Annotated in this window: 10 protein-coding genes; 7 read left to right on the top strand and 3 right to left on the bottom strand. The window is 55.0% G+C overall.

Annotated features, from left to right (window positions below):
- Positions 1 to 191: 191 nt before the first annotated feature.
- Together K9N21_06270 and K9N21_06265 are read right to left on the bottom strand one after the other, a co-directional pair.
- Positions 192 to 992, bottom strand: a complete 801-nt coding sequence (locus K9N21_06270) for a DUF3786 domain-containing protein (protein ID MCF8143508.1) — start codon at positions 990 to 992, stop codon at positions 192 to 194.
- A 104-nt stretch (positions 993 to 1,096) separates the two neighbouring features.
- Complete coding sequence (locus K9N21_06265; GenBank protein MCF8143507.1) at positions 1,097 to 2,383, bottom strand: hypothetical protein; 1,287 nt, start codon at positions 2,381 to 2,383, stop codon at positions 1,097 to 1,099.
- A gap of 590 nt (positions 2,384 to 2,973) precedes the next feature.
- Between K9N21_06265 and K9N21_06260 the strand changes: the two genes are divergently transcribed.
- The 7 genes from K9N21_06260 to K9N21_06230 all read left to right on the top strand — a co-directional run bounded on the left by K9N21_06260 (position 2,974) and on the right by K9N21_06230 (position 13,174).
- The gene (locus tag K9N21_06260; protein ID MCF8143506.1) at positions 2,974 to 3,906 is read left to right on the top strand and encodes a ketopantoate reductase family protein; all 933 of its coding nucleotides are present in this window, start codon (positions 2,974 to 2,976) and stop codon (positions 3,904 to 3,906) included.
- A 40-nt stretch (positions 3,907 to 3,946) separates the two neighbouring features.
- Positions 3,947 to 4,654: an ABC transporter ATP-binding protein gene (locus K9N21_06255; GenBank protein MCF8143505.1), complete on the top strand. Its 708-nt coding sequence runs from the start codon at positions 3,947 to 3,949 to the stop codon at positions 4,652 to 4,654.
- Entirely contained in the window at positions 4,654 to 7,236 is a 2,583-nt protein-coding gene (locus K9N21_06250; protein MCF8143504.1) for an ABC transporter permease, read from the top strand. The genes K9N21_06255 and K9N21_06250 overlap by 1 nt, the downstream gene beginning before the upstream one ends.
- A gap of 2 nt (positions 7,237 to 7,238) precedes the next feature.
- Complete coding sequence (locus K9N21_06245) at positions 7,239 to 8,396, top strand: carotenoid 1,2-hydratase (protein ID MCF8143503.1); 1,158 nt, start codon at positions 7,239 to 7,241, stop codon at positions 8,394 to 8,396.
- A gap of 135 nt (positions 8,397 to 8,531) precedes the next feature.
- Positions 8,532 to 11,558 carry an FAD-dependent oxidoreductase gene (locus K9N21_06240; protein ID MCF8143502.1) on the top strand — a complete coding sequence of 1,009 codons (3,027 nt, stop codon included), beginning with the start codon at positions 8,532 to 8,534 and terminating at the stop codon, positions 11,556 to 11,558.
- Between the two features lie 161 nt (positions 11,559 to 11,719).
- Positions 11,720 to 12,205, top strand: coding sequence for a 4Fe-4S dicluster domain-containing protein (locus K9N21_06235; GenBank protein ID MCF8143501.1), 486 nt, complete (start codon positions 11,720 to 11,722; stop codon positions 12,203 to 12,205).
- A gap of 93 nt (positions 12,206 to 12,298) precedes the next feature.
- Positions 12,299 to 13,174 carry a CoB--CoM heterodisulfide reductase iron-sulfur subunit B family protein gene (locus K9N21_06230; GenBank protein MCF8143500.1) on the top strand — a complete coding sequence of 292 codons (876 nt, stop codon included), beginning with the start codon at positions 12,299 to 12,301 and terminating at the stop codon, positions 13,172 to 13,174.
- An 8-nt stretch (positions 13,175 to 13,182) separates the two neighbouring features.
- Here the strand turns inward: K9N21_06230 and K9N21_06225 are convergent, their stop codons facing one another.
- A complete protein-coding gene (locus K9N21_06225; GenBank protein ID MCF8143499.1) occupies positions 13,183 to 17,892 on the bottom strand; it encodes a hypothetical protein in 4,710 nt (1,569 codons plus the stop codon).
- Between the last annotated feature and the right edge of the window lie 138 nt (positions 17,893 to 18,030).

Below are 18,030 nucleotides of genomic sequence, written 5' to 3'. Positions count from 1 at the left end.
GAATGAGCAATGTCCGTGACACCCTTTCTATGGTCTAACATCCGCCAACGCCGGTTTTGCGGGGACCGGGCCGAACCCATGGCCGCTGATAGATCGGCTCAGCCCGGGAGCGGTTTGAAAAACCCACGGGCCTCATCCGGAGATCCCCCATAAGGGATGTCCCATTTACCCTGCATTTTTTTGAAGGAATCCTACATATGGCGCAAGGCCGCCTTTTGAATCATCTGGGCAAACCCGGCGCCCAGCGAAAACAGGGAACCGATGGACAGATTTTGGTCCGCTGTCTCGTCAAAGAAGACATTGAGGCTGGACGCCATGCCGTCTTCCGGAGACCAGTAGCAGATCATGCCGGGTACCTTGGGGAGGAAGTGAAGGACGACCGAAACATCCGATTGGAATTGTTGTTCCACCTGCTTTCCATCAAAGACGTGCACCATGTCATCGAAGAGCTCGGGAGAACGGTCGGCCATCTGTTTCATCGGGTCTTCGCAACGTTTCCGAAAAAGCGGGTACTGGGCCCGCCCGTTGCTCAGTTCCCGGAAGGATATCCAGTTCCCGGTCGGAGGAATGCCCTTGCCACGGATTACATAGTCGAGAAACGGGGCGGCCACCCACGGATTGATATGGATCTGGGCATACAAGTTCCCTTCGGCATCCACTGAAAAGTCTTTTCCCAGCATTTTGACCGTCAACCTGCCGTCCGAGAACCGGCCGCCAATGCGCTCGGCAATGGAAGGAAGGTCGACCCTGGCAACCTTGGCTTTCAGGATCTCGAGGGCCTCCTGGCGATTGTCCTTGACATCGTTAACCCTTTGGGATTCCCCTGTGACGCGTTCAGCGACTTTCGGATCCAGCCTGGGGCACTCCCCCAGGATTTTCCGCCCCTGGAAGACCGCACCGGCGAAGGCCAGACAGGTTTTTTCCCCGCATTCCCGGCAGTTGGATTTTTCGAGCAGTTTGAGAATTTCCAAAGGATTATTTAGGGTGGGCATTTCACCTTGCTCCTTTCCGATCCATTCAGGCATAGATTGTTACGACAAAAAAATAGTCAGCATTCTAACATATTTCACCTCCTCTTTCATTTTTTTTAACCCCCTTACCGGTCGTGCCACAACCGCATATGGTCTCTGTGAGTCCTCAGATAGGCGCCGGGCCTGTAGAACTGGTCATAGAACTCCAGATCCAGGTGATGCGCCTGGAGATGCATGATCAAGAAGATGGACGGTACGGTGCCGGGGAATTTGCCGAAGGTTTCCAGTACGTACCGGGCCTGGAGCGCTACACACCTTTTGAACTCCTCACTGTGCACCTGGGCGGAAGAACGCACCTTTGCGGAATCCTTCCACGGCCCGGGCGTATCCGGATGAAAGGGTCCGCCCGGACCGAATTTGCGCTCACAGACCGCCTCCACCGCGGCCCTCATGTCGGAATAGTGAGGGGGGCAGAAGCCCTCCATCACCCCCTCCAGACCTGTGGGATTGGGGTAGGGCCATCGGTCGTCGGTATCGTATCTGAATCCCAAACCGGGAACGCCCGGGTCTTCTCCGGCGCCAATGAAACTGAACGGATCCAGGCCGTTGAACATCCACCCCCCAAGGCCCATGGCCTGAAGCATGAGAACACCCGCATAGCAGCTGGATGCGATCTCGATTGACAATTCAGACATGGACCACTGCTCCACAAAGGTGATGGGCCAGGTCTTGTTCACGTCCACAATGGATTCGAACTGCGCCAGTCCGGGTATCCGGCGATTATTGATGTCGTCGAACAGCACCAGCCCGTTCTGGAGCATGTAGCAGAGGTTCAGGAGGACATGCTGCGCCAGATCGCCCACAGGGGTCACCAGCAGCGTCCCCGGATGATTGGCGACCCAGGTATTGTGGGGCTCGACATGGGGCGGCTCGGGCGGAAGAGACAGCCGTCCTTCCCGGATCTTCCGGATGCGGCCTTTCAATCCGTCCAGGACGCTGCCCGGATCAAGGGAGCCGTCCTCCTGTGGATCGGCAAAGGCCGGGGCATCCCTGTTGTCCAGATAATAGACCCCTTCATCATCGGTGAAAAATATGTTGCTGGTATGAAATCCGGCCGCGGATGGAAAGGTCCTTCCGCCTGCCGCCCCCGCATAGTTGGAGAGATGGGGTGCATAGGCCTCGGCACGATAGATCATGTGATGCCAGCCTGTGTTGCTGCTGCAGGCCCCGACCACCATCAGTTTTTCCAGTTCGGAGAGTGGAAAATGCGTGTGCCTCGATTTGTACGCAAATACCCCGTCCGGGATCTCTGCGCCCATGAAGAAGCGCCGCGATCTCCGGCCCAATAAGGCCTCCAGAAGACCAAACCCCAGCATTTCCTCGAACCCGGGTGGAACGTCGGCTGTCTTCATTCTCGAAATCCTCCTTATAATGGAATGCTGCGGGAATCCTGTTGGGGGACTCCCAGCCGGATCGTGTCCGCTCAGGCGATCATCCGAAAATGGCTGTCAAAAGACCATAGGCGAAATACGGTATTTGAGATGGAGATCAATAGTATGTGTACCGCTTTGGAGTCAATGCATTCACTTACGCCTGCCCCCTTGGGAGGGTGGGAGACATGGGATCTGCTGTAACGGTTTCAAGGACCTTGAACAGACTCCCGTTTATTTCGAGCCCTCTTGTGCCGACGTTTTTCTTGTGGGGATTCATCCGCAGAGCCTGGTTTGCCCGGGCACCCTGAGAATGCAGTGATGGAATGCGGAATAGCGTGTAATACGTGGAACGCTGCCCCAGTCTTCTCCGGGCTGGAAGCACTCCCCCCGGGCTGAAATCAGGGCCGGAAGCCGAGAGGCCCCCTGTGAAGTTGCATTTTTTCCTCTTTTTAAGTATATTTTTAAATAAATGGCAGCGTCGCCACAAGGTATGCTCCGGCGATCGCTTAAATCGCAACACGCATGTCCCTTTGACCTTCATTAGAGGTTGAAGAAGAAGGAGTTGAATGATGTCATCCATCCAAAACATCTCGTTGATAGGCACCGGCGCCATGGGCTCTTTTTATGCCAGCAAGCTCTTTGATATGGACCGGAACTGCATATCTTTAATTGCAGATGGGGAACGCTATGAACGTCTCAGGGAAAAGGGGTTTTACGTCAATAACAGGCAGTATATCTTGCCGGTGATTCGACCGGATGATGCGACCCCTCCTTCGGACCTGGTCATCGTCGCTGTAAAACATCATCATTTACCGAAGGCCGTTACCGACATAAAAAGGAGGATCGGCGAGAAGACCATTATAATGTCCGTGATGAATGGTATCGACAGTGAGGAGCAGCTCGGGGCCGCTTACGGGATGGAAAAGATATTGTACGCCGTTGCTGTCGGCATCGATGCGCTCAGGGAAGATAACCGTCTGACCTATACCACTCAAGGGAAGCTGTTTTTTGGCGAGGCAAAAAATCCCGTCATCTCAGAGCGGGTCAAAGACGTGCAGGCCCTCTTTGACAGCGCCGGAATTGCCTATGAGACACCTGTCGACATGATCCGGATCCTTTGGTGGAAGTTCATGATCAACGTTGGAATAAATCAGGCGTCGGCCGTCCTTGGTGCACCCTATTCCGCGTTCCAGACATCGCAGGAGGCAAGAGAACTCATGGAATCGGCCATGAAGGAGGTCATGGCCATTGCCAGGGAAGCAAAGGTGGATCTGTCTGAGAAAGATATTGAAAACTGGTATTCGGTTCTATCCGGTCTCTCGCCTGAGGGAAAGACCTCCATGCTCCAGGATGTGGAGGCCAAGAGGAAGACCGAAGTGGACATGCTGGCGGGGAAGGTGATTGAACTGGGAAAGCAATACGACATTCCGACGCCGGTGAACCAAAAGATCCTGGAAACTATAAAAAGGATAGAGGATGAAAATGCAATCCCCGGAATCTAAGAACCCGTGAACGGTTACGCCTTTTTCAAAGAGTGCCCCCATGGCCCAACCCGGTGATCCCCCTGTCATCCAAGCCGATGCGTTGACCCGGATATATCCCCTGGAGAACGGAGGCGTTGTCGGGATTCGCGATATTGATCTGGACATCCGCAAGGGTGAGATGGCGGTGGTCAAGGGAAACAGCGGATCCGGAAAGAGTACCCTCCTGGCCCTCATGGGAGGGCTTGACAGACCTTCCCGGGGCCGCCTGGTGGTGGAAGGGAGGGATCTGGACAAGGCCTCGGCAGGCGAACTCACCGACTACCGCCGGACCATCGTGGGCATGGTTTTTCAGGCCTTTAACCTCCTGCCTACCCTGACCGCCCTGGAGAACGTCTGTCTGCCGGCACTCCTGGCAGGAAGACCCTATCAGACGACGCATGACCGCGCCCTGGAACACCTGGAGGAACTCGGCTTGAGGGAATTCGGGGGACGCTATCCTGCTCAACTCTCGGGCGGAGAGATGCAGCGTACGGCCATTGCCAGGGCCCTCATCAACAACCCTTCCATCATCCTGGCGGACGAACCCACAGGAAACCTGGACAGCCGCAACGGCGAGATCGTCATGAAGCTCCTGGCGGATCTCAACCGGCGTCAGGGGCGCACGGTTATCGTTGCCACCCACAGTACCCTGGCGGACCCCTATGCAACCCTGCAGATCACCCTCAGAGACGGGATGATCGTCCAAAGGATCCCATGCAATCCTTGATGACCTATCTCCGTCTGTTTATCTGGTTCAATACCCGACAGCTCCGCAGGCACCCGTGGCGTCTTGTCGCCGTCATCCTGGGAATCGCTCTCGGCGCGGCCGTTTTCACAAGCGTGCGCCTTGCCGTCGATGCCTCCCTGGACGCCTTCACCCAAAGCATGGACCTGCTCTCCGGAAAGGCTGACTGGTCCGTCCTGGGCCGGGGGACCCGCGTACCGGAACACCTGGTGGCCCGGTTGAAAACAGATACCGCCGTGGAAACCGCATCCCCCTTTATCTCCACCTATGTCAAGGTCCACGGCAAAGACCTTCCCCCTTTTCTCCTGATCGGCATCGATCCCATCCTGGATTATCCCCTGCGGACCTGGCAACAGGACGCCCCGGATCAGGAGGAGGGGATCTTGTGGCTGGATCTCATCCGATTGCCCAACACCTGCCTGATGACCCGAACCCTGGCACAGACCCTCCGGCGATCCCCCGGCGACCTGATACAGCTCTCCCATGTGAACACGATCACCCCCTTTCACATCCTCGGCATTCTAAAACCCCGGGGTCTTGCCCGGGTGGAAGGGGGCGCCATGGCCATTACGGATATCGCCACGATCCAGGAATTCATCGGCTGTCAGGGCTGGGTGGACCGCATCGACCTCAAGCTCAAGCCATGGGCGGGCGAGGCGGACCTCCGGCGCATCCGAGGCGCCCTGCCCGAAGCATTCGGCCTGGAACGTTCCGCCGAGACCAAGGAGACAGGCGAGGCCATGATCCGGGGATATCAGCTCAACCTTTCCGTGTTAAGTCTCGTATCCCTCTTTGTGGGGATGTTTCTGGTCTACAGCCTGGTTTCCCTGAATGCTGCTGCGCGACGGAATGAGCTGGCCGTCCTGAAGGCGCTCGGAGGGTCTACCGGTCTGATCTTTTTATTGATCCTCTCCGAGGGGATCGCCCTGGGGATCTTCGGATGGCTGGTGGCGATTCCCATCGGATCCATGCTGGTTCAATATCTCCTGACTGCGGTCAGCGGAACCGTCGACAGCCTCTTTGTCCGCGTGCAGGCCGTGGCATTGCGACCGGATGCCTGGGAGATCCTCCTCTCTTTTGTGATCACCGTCGGCACGTCCCTCATCGCGGCCTTCAAGCCGGCCTGGGATGCCACCCGGATAGCCCCGAAAGAGGCCATGACCATCCATGGGTCGATAAGTTCCCCCCCCTCCACGGGAAGGGTGTTTTTTCCTGTCGGGCTCTCCCTTATCGCCCTTTCCTGGCCCCTGGCGTTGTTGCCCCCGGTGGGCTCCTTCCCCCTGGCCGGATATGTTTCCGCCGGCCTTCTCATCGTCGGGTTTTCCTGCCTGTCCCCACCCCTCTTGAGGATCATCGGGTCCCGACTGGCCGGTCCGCTTCGGCGCCTGGGGGGAGAGCCGGCCTTCTTGGCCGGACGCTATGTGCGGGAGGGAGGCAACCGGACAGCCATCTCCGTGGGTGCCTTGATCACGGCCGTGGCCCTCTTCGTATCCCTGGTGATCATGGTGAACAGCTTCCGATATACCGTATCGCTCTGGATCGAGCAGACCCTGGCCGCCGATTACCTTCTCCGGCCCAGCATGGCCGGACTCAATAAGTACCGTGATGCCCTCCCCGACCAGGTGGTCCAAGCGATTCAGGGGATGGGGCCGGACGTGGATGTCCTTCCCTATCGTCGTCTCCATCTTCGGCACAACAAGTTGCCCTATGAGCTGGAGGCGGTAAACCTAAACAAACTCATGAATTACGGCGGATTTATTCTCCTTCGGGGCCGCATGGAAAAGATCGGCGACGATCTTTTCGGGGGCCAAGGTGTTCTGGTCTCCGAGGTGTTCTCCAACAGAAGCGGTCTGAGCCCGGGGGATCGTTATCGTGCGCAGGTCGGGGAGGTCGTCCTCGATCTCCCTATACTCGGGGTTTTCAGGGATTATCGCACCAATGGCGGTGCGGTCTATATGGATTTGACGGCTTATCAGTCCATGACCGGAGACATTGCATGGGGGGGCGTCCGATTTTTTTTCAAGGACCGGGAGAGGGACCTGAAGGCGGCGATCCGGGACCTGGAAGACCGGATTCTTCGGTGTTGCGCACAGGACCATCCCCTGGAAATGGCGTCCGGTCTCCAACTGCGCAGGGAGGTCCTGAGGATTTTTGACGAGACCTTTGCGGTGACCACCGTGTTGCTGCTCATCGCGCTTGTGGTAAGCGCCCTGGGGATCGCAACCACGCTGACCGTCCTGGTCCTGGAGCGGTTCCGCCAATTGAACACCCTTGCGGCCATCGGCGCCAGTCGCGGGCAGATCCGCGCCATGGTCTTCTGGGAGGCGGCCCTCATGGTGGCGGCAGGGGAACTCATCGGGCTCGCATGCGGGTTCTTCCTCTCCTCTTTCCTCATTTATGTGATTAATCCGCAGTCCTTCGGATGGACGTTCCTCTACAGGATCGACATCGGAACCTTTCTGGTCTCCCTCCCGCTGATACTGGCTACGGCCCTCGCCGCCGCGCTGCCCGCGGCCCGTCTGATCCTGCGCGCATCGCCCGCGCAGGCCTTGAAGGAGGCCTGACAGTGATCAAACGATATTTTCGACCGGCCGGGTTAATCTGCATCTATGTGGTGGTGGGTGCCGTCTTTCTCTGGGGAAGCGGGACAATATTCGGGGGGGAGTATCTCTCTGTTGAGGGGCCCTGTGATTTTGCATTTCCCGCGGATCACGGGGCCCATCCCGGGTATCAGACAGAGTGGTGGTATTATACGGGGAATCTTTACGCAGAGGGCGGACGTCCCTTCGGGGTTCAACTGACCATCTTCAGACGGCAGCTCATCCCTCCAGGCGCTGAAAAAGGGTGGCCGTCCCATCCGTCGTCGTGGCGCGCAAAGAATCTCTTCCTGGCCCATATCGCCCTTTCAGACGTGGAGGGCGGGCGCTTTTACTGGGATGAGGACGTGGCCAGAGAGGCGGTGGGACTTGGCGGCGTAGCCGAGACAGGGGATGCGATCGAGGTCTTCCTGGGCCGGTGGAAGTCCATGATGACGCCCTCGGGACATCATCTGACAGCGACGACCGACACGTTCTCTTTTGACCTGACATGTACGCCCCGCAAGGCCCCCACGGCGCACGGCAGGGGAGGATACAGCCAAAAAGGCCTGGGGCCTGAAAGCGCCAGCTGCTACTATTCCCTCACCCGCCTTGAGGCCTCGGGAGATCTCTTCGTGAATGGAAGGACTTATAAAGTGAAAGGGTCGGCCTGGATGGACCACGAGTACAGCACGGCCCCCCTGGAGCCGACACTCGCGGGGTGGGACTGGTTCAGCCTTCAGTTGTCTGACAAGACCGAGCTGATGCTCTACATCCTGCGGGAAAAAGACGGTTCGTGGAACCCTGCCTCCAGCGGGACATTTGTGCCTTCCACAGGGGCGCCGCAACACCTTTCGAGGGATGACTTTCGTGTGGAGGTCATGGACCGATGGCGGAGCCCCCATTCAGGGGGAGATTACCCCTGCCAATGGCGGATCCGGGTGTTCCCGTTGCAGCTCGATCTGGAAATCTCCCCTCGAATGGAGGACCAGGAACTGCGGCTGACCCGTTCCATGCGGGTGAGCTACTGGGAGGGGTGCGTGACGATCAGGGGGCGGAAGGGCCGTGGCGCCGTGGAGGGCGCAGGATACGTGGAACTGACCGGATACGCCACCCCCTTTGATCTCCTGGGTCAGGAAAAAAGATAGAGGGCATGGGGGCTGAGGCAAAGGGGTGGGCGGCGTGGCAGGGCGATTTTATCGGTTGCAAAATGGCTATAATATAGTTACAATGCAACTATAAAAGCTCAGGGTCGCCAAATTTCAAATTCAAGGAGATAACTCATGTCTGATGGTGTAACGGGAGCTGTTGTGGTTGCAGGCGCAGGGATTGCCGGCATGCAATGCGCCCTTGATCTGGCCGGTTCCGGATACTACGTATACCTTCTGGAAAAGGGGCCGGCCATCGGCGGGGCCATGGCCCGGCTGGACAAGACCTTTCCCACCAATGACTGCGCCATGTGAATCATCTCCCCCAAACTGGTCGAGGTCGACCGGCACCTGAATATCGAACTGATCACATTGGCCGACATTGCCGCGGTCCACGGAGAGGCCGGAAATTTTGAGGTGGAGGTTCTGAGGCGCCCCCGGTATGTGGATATGGACAAATGCATCGCCTGCGGCACCTGCTCGGAGAAATGCCCGAAAAAGGTGGACGATCTCTTTAACGGGAATCTCATTAAACGCAAGGCCATCTATGTGGAATATCCCCAGGCGGTCCCTCTCAAATATGTCATTGACAAAGACAACTGCATCTATTTTCAAAAAGGAAAATGCCGGGCCTGCGAAAAATTCTGCCCCACAAAGGCCATCTGTTTTGACCAAAAAGAGGAAAGACAAACCATCCGGGCGGGCGCCGTTATCCTCGCCCCCGGATTCAGATCCTACGACCCCAGCCCTTACACCACCTATGCATACAGCAAGTACCCCAATGTGGTGACAAGCGTGGAATTTGAACGGATCCTGAGTGCCACAGGACCGTATCAGGGGCATCTCCAGCGGCCTTCCGATGGAACATCGCCCAAGAAAATCGCGTGGCTCCAGTGTGTCGGATCAAGGGACGTTCACCGATGCGATCATGGGTATTGCTCGTCGGTCTGCTGTATGTACGCCATCAAGGAGGCGGTTATCGCCAAGGAACATGCTGGGGCCGGCCTGGACTGCGCTATCTTTTACATGGACATGCGGACCCACGGAAAGGATTTCGAGCGGTACTACACGGAAGCAAGAGAAAAGCACGGGGTCCGTTTCATACGATCGCGTGTTCCCACCATCGACCTGAAAGACTCGGGCGACCTCCTGATCCCCTATGTCAACGAAGCCGGGGACGTGGTCCAGGAGACCTTTGACATGGTGGTCCTTTCCGTCGGCATGGAGACCTCCCCTGAGGCTTTGGAACTGGCGCACCGGATCGACGTCGACCTGACCGAGGGGGGATTCTGCGAGACAGAATCGTTTTGTCCGGTATCCACGTCCAAACCGGGCGTGTACGTGTGCGGGGCATTTCAAGGACCCAAGGATATCCCCCAGTCCATCATCGAAGCCAGTTCTGCAGCCGCAGAGGCGGGCGCCCGGTTGAGCGGCGCAAGGAACACCCTGACCAGGCATATCGAGGTTCCGGAGGAGAGACAGATCGCCGGGGAAAGACCCCGCATCGGCGTATTTATCTGCCACTGCGGCATCAATATCGGGGGGGTGGTGGATGTCCCCGGGGTGCGAGATTACGCCAGGGGTCTCCCTTACGTGGAATATGCCACGGACAACCTGTTTACCTGTTCCACAGATACCCAGCAGATCATCGCCCGAATCATCAAGGATAAAGGTCTTAACCGTATTGTAGTGGCGGCCTGCACCCCTAAGACCCATGAGCCCCTGTTTCAGGAGACACTGGTGGATGCGGGCCTGAATAAATATCTTTTTGAAATGACCAACATCCGGAACCAGGACTCCTGGGTCCATAAGGATTCTCCCCGGTCAGCGACCGAAAAGGCCAAGGACCTGGTCCGAATGGCCGTGGCCAAGGCCGCACTGATGGAACCTCTGATGGAGGCCGAACTGGGGATCAGCCCGAAGGCCCTGGTGGTGGGGGGGGGGATCTCCGGGATGACGGCGGCAAAAAGTCTTTCTGCTCAGGGATTTCCGGTCTGCCTTGTGGAACGGTCTTCTTCCCTGGGCGGTCAGTCCTTAGCCCTTTTCAGGACCTGGAAGGGAGAAGACGTTCAAAAGCATCTCGCTGAATTGATTACATGTGTTCAGGAAGATCCTCAAATCGACGTATGTCTCGACACGGAACTGGACGATGTGGAAGGGTTTGTGGGAAACTTCAAAACAAGACTCGTCTCAAACGGGGAGGATTCTCTGATCGAGCACGGTGTTGCGGTGATCGCTACCGGCGCAAGGGAGTCGAGGCCTCGAGAGTACATGTATGGAGAGGACCCCCGGGTGCTCACCCACCTGGAACTGGATCAAAAGATGATTGCCGGCGATCCGGCCCTCAAAAATATCAGGACCGCCGTATTTATTCAGTGCGTGGGATCCCGGGAGCCTGAGCGACCCTATTGCTCCAGGGTCTGCTGCAGCCATTCCATTGAGAGCGCGCTCCAGCTGAAGGCGCTGAACCCGGATATGAAGGTCTATATATTATACCGGGATATCCGCACCTACGGGGAACGGGAGCGTCTTTATCGGGACGCGCGCCTGGCAGGGGTGGTGTTTGTCCCGTTCTCGGTGGATCAGAAGCCCCGGGTGTTTTTGGATGAGGACCGTCTCAGACTTGAGGTGCGGGACACTGTATTGGGGGAAACAATCACCTTCACCCCTGATCTGGTGGTGCTGGCCGCAGCCATCGTGCCCTATGGGGACGAGAAGCTTGCGCAATTGTTCAAGGTGCCGATGAATGAAGATGGGTTTTTTGTGGAGGCCCATGCCAAGCTGGGGCCTTCCGAATTTGCCACAGACGGCGTATTCCTCTGCGGGATGAGCCATTATCCCAAACCGATAGACGAATCCGTTGCCCAGGCACTGGCCGCGTCATCCCGGGCGGTGACGCTTCTGTCCCGAAAGTCGGTTCGAATGACCGGGACGGTGGCCTGTGTAAATCCCTACGCGTGCAGCAGCTGCGGCGTGTGCGGGACCATCTGTCCGTATTCAGCCCCTGCAGTGGTGACGCAGGGACCTTTTGCAGGTAAAATGGAAATCAATCCCGCGCTGTGCAAGGGATGCGGGTTGTGTGTGGCCTCATGTCGATCCGGGGCGCTGAACCTGAAGGGCTTTGGAGAAGATCAGATCATGGCCATGATCAATGAGATATAGATTAAGAGATATAGATTAATTTGGGAATTGGGGAATTAAAGAATTGAGGAATTCAGGAATTCAGGAATTCAGGAATTTAGGGATTAAAGAATGCCGGGATTTGGGGATCGGCAGGGAGGGACCCCCATCAATTCCGCAACGGATGCTATCAAGGTGATATTATGGGAATCATAGACCTGGATCGGAGCGATCCGGATTTTTTAAAGGACGTGGCCCGACAGCCCGGAGGGGAAATGATACAGGCCTGTTTCACCTGTCGCAGTTGCGTGGCGGGCTGTCCCATATCGGCCGTCAACAAGGAGTTCAGCCCGGCCAAGATCATTCGAATGGCCATTTACGGGCTCAAGGATGAGGTCCTCAGAAGCGATTTCGTATGGCTCTGCGCCACCTGTTATACATGTCAGGAGAGATGCCCCCAGGGCGTGAACATCACGGAGTTCATGACCCTCCTGAAGAACATGGCCATCAAGGAGGGGTTTGCGCCCGCCGGAATAAGGGCCCAGCTGAAACTGGTCACCAATGACGGCCGGATCTATCCGATCGATGATTTTGACAACAAGAAGCGGACAAAGGCGGGACTGCCGGTATTGCCTACCGCATGTAAGGAAATAGAGAAATTGTTCCATAAACAGACCGTTGCTGAATAATGAATAATAATATGGGGATCGGGTTTGACGGTATCATGCACGGAAGAACCCTTTGAGGTGCAATCAGTCGACAAAACGTCAAGGGACGGATTAATGAAATACGCATTTTTTTTGGGCTGTACCATTCCCGCCAGGGCCAGAAATTATGAGCTCTCCGCCAGAAGAGTGGCAGAGACCCTGGGGATTGACCTGATAGAGACGGACAGGTTTATGTGTTGCGGATTTCCCATAAAGGCCGCAGATAGGGAGGCTTCCACTCTCATGGCCGCTTACAACCTTTCCCTGGCCCGGGAGAAAGGCCTGGATATATGCTCCCTGTGCAGTTCCTGCGCCTCCCAGCTGGCCGAGGCCGTACACCACCTCTCGCAGGACGACGACGAAAAGGCCCGGGTCAATGAGCGACTTTCCGAAGTGGGCCTGACATACAGAGAGGGCCCGAGGGTAAGGCATTTTGCCCGGGTCCTGTTTGAAGAAGTGGGGGCGGAAACCATCAGAAACTCTTTTAAAAGGGATCTGAAGGGCCTCAGAATCGCCGTCCACTACGGCTGCCATTATCTCAAGCCGTCCTCCATCCACGATTGTTTTGACGATGTGGAAGACCCCGGATCCATCGAAGAACTGGTCGCCCTTACCGGGGCCGAGGTGGTGGCGTATTCGGGCAAGAAAATGTGCTGCGGCGGTCCCGTACTTCCTGTGGATGAAAAGGTGGCCCTGTCCGTCACCAAGAAGAAGCTGGACAGCCTTGCGGATGCGGGGGCGGACGCGCTCTGTCTGGTGTGCCCTTTCTGCTCGGTCATGTACGACGGAAACCAGAAGAGCATTGAATCGGAATTCAATGTGACGTATAACCTTCCGGTCCTCTACTTGACCCAGGTCCTTGGACTGGCCATGGGATTTGACAGAAAAGAGCTGGGATTGAACATGAATGTGGTGAAGACCAAGGAATTGCTGGAAAGGGTTGCCGGGTAGGCAGGTTTTCAGGCGGGCCCCAGGGCGGCGTCCTTCGCATCAAATTTTTCAGCGATGAGGTGCTCGAATTCCTTTCCAAAATAGCGACGATTTTTCTGAAGATACCATTTGATGCTCCGCCAGTAGCCCTTCAGCTCCTCCATGTCTTGAATGTTTGCAAGGACGCCTTGAATCTCGGTGAGCTTTTCCCGCTTCAATGCATCCTTTCGCATCTCATAAAGGTCGTTCAGCCGGTGCTTTTGCTCAGGGGAGAGCCCGATATCCCATGACCGGTCCAGGAGATCGCTGACCAGGTTGTGCAGGTCCTCGAAATCCTTGACCAGGCCCATCTGCTTTTCCGTACGGTTCAGAATCATATCGGTTACCTCGGTCATCCTTTTTTCAAACGCCTCCTCCAGGCGCCGTTCATAATCATCCGTATAGAAGGGATAGGTTCTCAGGGATCTTAAGCTGTAATGAAAATAGTTTTTCAATTGTTCCAGGTCATTGATGGATGAGAGATACGATATTTTCCGGGAGATGGAAATCAGGTCCTGAAATTCCACTGAAAGGAGGTTGGGGAATTTATCTTTTCTGAGGAGGATGCCGTTCTTGGCGTTCAGGAGACGGATTGTCTGAGATCTTTCTTCCCAGATCTGCCGCATAGAAAGGTTGTTAAGGCATTCATTGACTGCTTCGTAGCGTTTATCGATTTCCTTTATCATCTCCAGAAAGCTGAGTGAAATGGGAAGACTGGCGGAGGAGATCTCCCGGATGCCCAGCAGCCCTATCAGGAGGAGTTTGACCTGATTTTGGTAGGTCAGAAAACCGCTGACCTTCTCATAGCCGAAGATACGCACCCTGTCTCCGATAAGCTGATCGAGGATGAAGTGCCTCACCGGTTCTGACAAGGCCTGGAGGGTCTTGTAGATGCGAAATGCCTCGTAAACCTCCTTCTCGAAAGTGGCATACCCCACATTGTGAAATCTTCTTTTTTTATGAATGTATTTCAAGGGGACCTTCAGTATCATGTTCACCAGATCTTGAAATTCAACATACCGAATCCCTCTCAGCCTCAGGAGCCTCTCTGTGGCAAAGATCATCCTTCCGGCCGCGAGGGCCATTGAGGGCTCGGCCTTGTTCCATTGAGTCGATTCCAGACACTCATCCAATGAAATCCCATCCGGGAGTCCCTGGGTCTGATACGTCTCCAGGACATGGTAGAGGGCGCCTCTTTCCTCAAAAATAGTGTTCATCTGTTGATCAAGGGTTGTGGCGCCATCGATGATTTGATGGCACATGGTTCGTATCTGGAAGAGGCGGATGGCCAGATCCTCAAGGATAAGATCTTCCCTGATCGCGGAAAGCATAATGAATGAAGAGCTCAGAAAGGCGTCGAAGAGCTCCTTATCCAGGGGGACGATGACCGATTGGAGTGCTGCAAAGGATACCTCTCCGCGGACCATATGGTGAAGCAACCCATGGTGTTTGACTAAGAAAATGAGATAGGATTTTCCCTGTTGGGTGAGATTGTATCTCTCTGCAACCCTTTCCCTGTCCACCAGAAACGCACCGGTGTCGGCAAGATCCGACGGGTTAATCTCCTCTCTGTACGCTTCCCTGAGGTGAGGAATCCTTCCGATATCCTGAAAGATGAATGACTTGGTGAGTGCATCCGACAGATCCGGATTGCTTTTGAGATTCTCCAGGATGTTCCAGAGGGTCTCCAGCTGCAATTCGCTGACGCCCACGATCCCTGCGGCCATCGGGCCGAATTCCTTCTGAGCCAGCCGGTGCAGAAATTCCGTATCGTAGTAGCTCTGTTTGTCGTGGGTGATCAAGGCCTGATATTTCCGGGTTGCCGTGAGGATGTAATCTGTTACCGGGGCGGTCAAGTAGATATGCCCGGAAAGGTCGAGATCCTGAAGTGCCGTAAATTCCGGGATCAGGTAATTCAACAGGGAGGGCGAATTGCGGTAGAGGGCCTCCATATCCGAATAGAGGGATTCAGGACGGAACATCACGGTCATGAAGATGGATTTCAGGGTGGCTCTTAATTCCTTCACTTCCTGAAACCACTGCTTCTGCCTGGCAGGGATGCTCGGTGCAGGGTCTACTTCATGAATGATCCTGAGGTGACCTTGAAAAAACGCCTCCAGATTGGAAAACAGGGTCTCCAGCCGTTTCAGAAGGGTGACGGGGATATCTGAAATGAGGCTGCCCTTGACCCTCTGTGCCAGGGTGCTTAGGCGTTCAATGTCTCGGGCCACATCCGTGTAGGAAATGTCCAACGCCTGGGTTTGGGAAGATACCTTCAGCTGAAATCCCGTACCCATAATAAAGGAGATGTGTTCGCGCTTCAGTTGATCGCTGAACTCCTTAAGAACCGCGAGATTCAGGTGCTCGATATTGATGGACCGCGCGTCCTGCTCGATCTTTTTCACCCGGTTTTCCATGTCGAGGGTCTCCACATCAGCCAAAATCGGATTGAAATTGACGATTTCCCCCTGAGCCACATTGACGGCGATCCAGAGAAGCACAAAGACATTTTCAGGGGTCATTCTTTCAAAAAGATGCCACGTTCCGTGGAATGTCAGGTCAAGAAATTTTCTGTAGAAAACGGCCAGGTGAAGAGGATCGAAGTTGAGGTACATCTCTTCGAAGTGTTCCATCTTATTTACCAGGTTAATGACTTTTTCTATCCTTGCCAACCGCTGTTCATCATAATCCGCCAGAGACTCCTTCTCCATCCGGCCCTTTTTCCTCAGTTCGGCCCAATTGTCGAGAAACTCAAAATAATTCATCATCATGAGTATTTTCTGGACGATCCTGTTATGAATGCCGCCCATGGCGGCGATCTTTTCGTCCAGCAGCTGGTTCCAATCCAGTTCCCGGTTGACAACGACCCTGACAGCGGATTCGTAGAGTTCAAAAAGCTGTTGAAGCTGTATTTGGGTCAGCTCCGTATCCCGGGCTGCCTCTGTTTCGGCCAGTGTCATCAATCGGCAGTAACGGAGCAGATTGAGGGCCTGCTGCAAATCATAGGTTTTGGCCAGATCGGAAACCGGTTTCAAAGCCTTCTCAGTGACCTTGCCTGAGATGATCCGACCCATGGCGGTGTGTCCCAGGGCGATGAGGATAATTTCCTTGAGTTCGTTGTGGGAAAACCCGAAGAGGGCCAGGGCCTCCAGATTTTCAAAGAGTCTGGTCCTGGGTCCCTCGGTCCCGCCAGGGTTCAGGTAACCCTGTATCCGATCGAGGGAGTGGATTCTTTTGGTGAGCTTGATGACGTCATTGAGGGCGCTGAACCTCCGGCTCTTGCTCTCCAGCGGCAGTCTCAACCGGTCGATAAAGACCTGGGGAAGGGGCTGGTAGTCCTCTCTCTTGAGTCTCCCCCTCAAAATTTTCAGGGTTCGGATCAAGTATTCAAATGAATTCCGGTAATCCGCCACCAGTTCTATGGGACAGCCCATCAGGTTGGAATCGGCGACCTCCTTCTTGACGCCGGACACCGGAGTTTTGACCGGCCTTCTCTGGCCCAGGTAGATGAGCATGTACTTGGGAGAGTACTCCCTGCACGAAAATCGCTTGTTCCACTCTCTCCTCACGGGATCGGGTACCACGGGGTTGAGCAACACCTTGTCAAAAAATGGTGCCAGGAGCTTGGACCATGCCTTTTCCTGATCAATAAAAAAGGGCCAGTCCTCAAACGGGGTATTCAGGTACGGAAGATCATGGATCTCCTCCAGCGACAATTCTTCAAAAGACTTCCCGCCAAGCAACTGGGTGATGCCTTCTTGTTCCACGTAAGATGCGCTCAGATACTTCTGAAGATCGAAGATGCTGACCCTGACCCTGTGTTCTTTGATCTGATAACGTTTTCGAGTGCTGAAAAGATGGGTGAACAATAAGAAATTTTTTTCCTCATGCTCGGTATGGAATGTCATGTCGACGTTTTGGTGGGTTCTGGCGGTGAGATGGTCTGCAAGGATAAAGATCTCGCCTTCCTCCGGCTTTAATACATTATAGATTTTCCAAAGCAGATAGGTGCAATACTGGTCGAGACGTCTTTTGGAAAGGGCCTCCCGGGCCAGGGGGCTGAATTTCTCCATCAGAACAATCTCATACATATCGCTGGGCAATATGACAAGATCCAGTGTCCGGTTCAGATTTGACAATTTTTCAAAGGAATCCAGAACAATGAAATGATGTTCCTTGAGGCGGAAGGTCAGTTCCTGCAGAATCAGATCGTCCGGCCGGCAGAAGACGCCGATCCGGTGATACTCCTTAAGGAATTTCTTCCGGTGGTATCCGACGGTCTTGCTGATTTCATCCACCTTGGCCGTGACATGGATGAGGGAGTTGGACATCAGGTGGACGGGGATGAGATAATACCGTTTTCCACGGCTGGAAAACCGGATCAGCAAACCCATTTTGCGATAGATTTCATTCAGTTCCTTATAATGGGCTTGAATATGGTCGGCGCTATCAAGATCAATGGCCTGAAGCTGTTCGATTTCGCTCGGCTTGAGACGGTCGTAATCCTCAAAGAGGCCGAATCCGTAGGCATTGCCGCCGAATCTGCTGCGAAGCTGGGAAGGGTGTTTGAAAGAGGCGAATGTCCCTAACGGGACAGATGAGGGATCAATTCCTAAGGATGGAAAATCATCGGGATTGATGAATTGAAAAGGGCCTTCTTTCCAAAGGCTCTGTTCCGGCAGGGGGTTGCTGGAACCCATGTAGCTTCGATCTCCAGTGGTGGATGGATTGGCGCAATGGAGAGTCCGGGCTGTATGAAACTCAGTAAAGGAGAGTCGCATCCATATTCATGCGCGCATAGGCTGTTTCGTGATAACAAAAACATCCTTTCAAACGCC

The organism is Deltaproteobacteria bacterium, from assembly GCA_021737785.1.
In the GTDB taxonomy this organism is placed as follows: domain Bacteria; phylum Desulfobacterota; class DSM-4660; order Desulfatiglandales; family Desulfatiglandaceae; genus AUK324.
The sequence above is the reverse complement of the archived record's forward strand: the minus strand, read 5'-3'. Positions and strand labels throughout refer to the sequence as shown.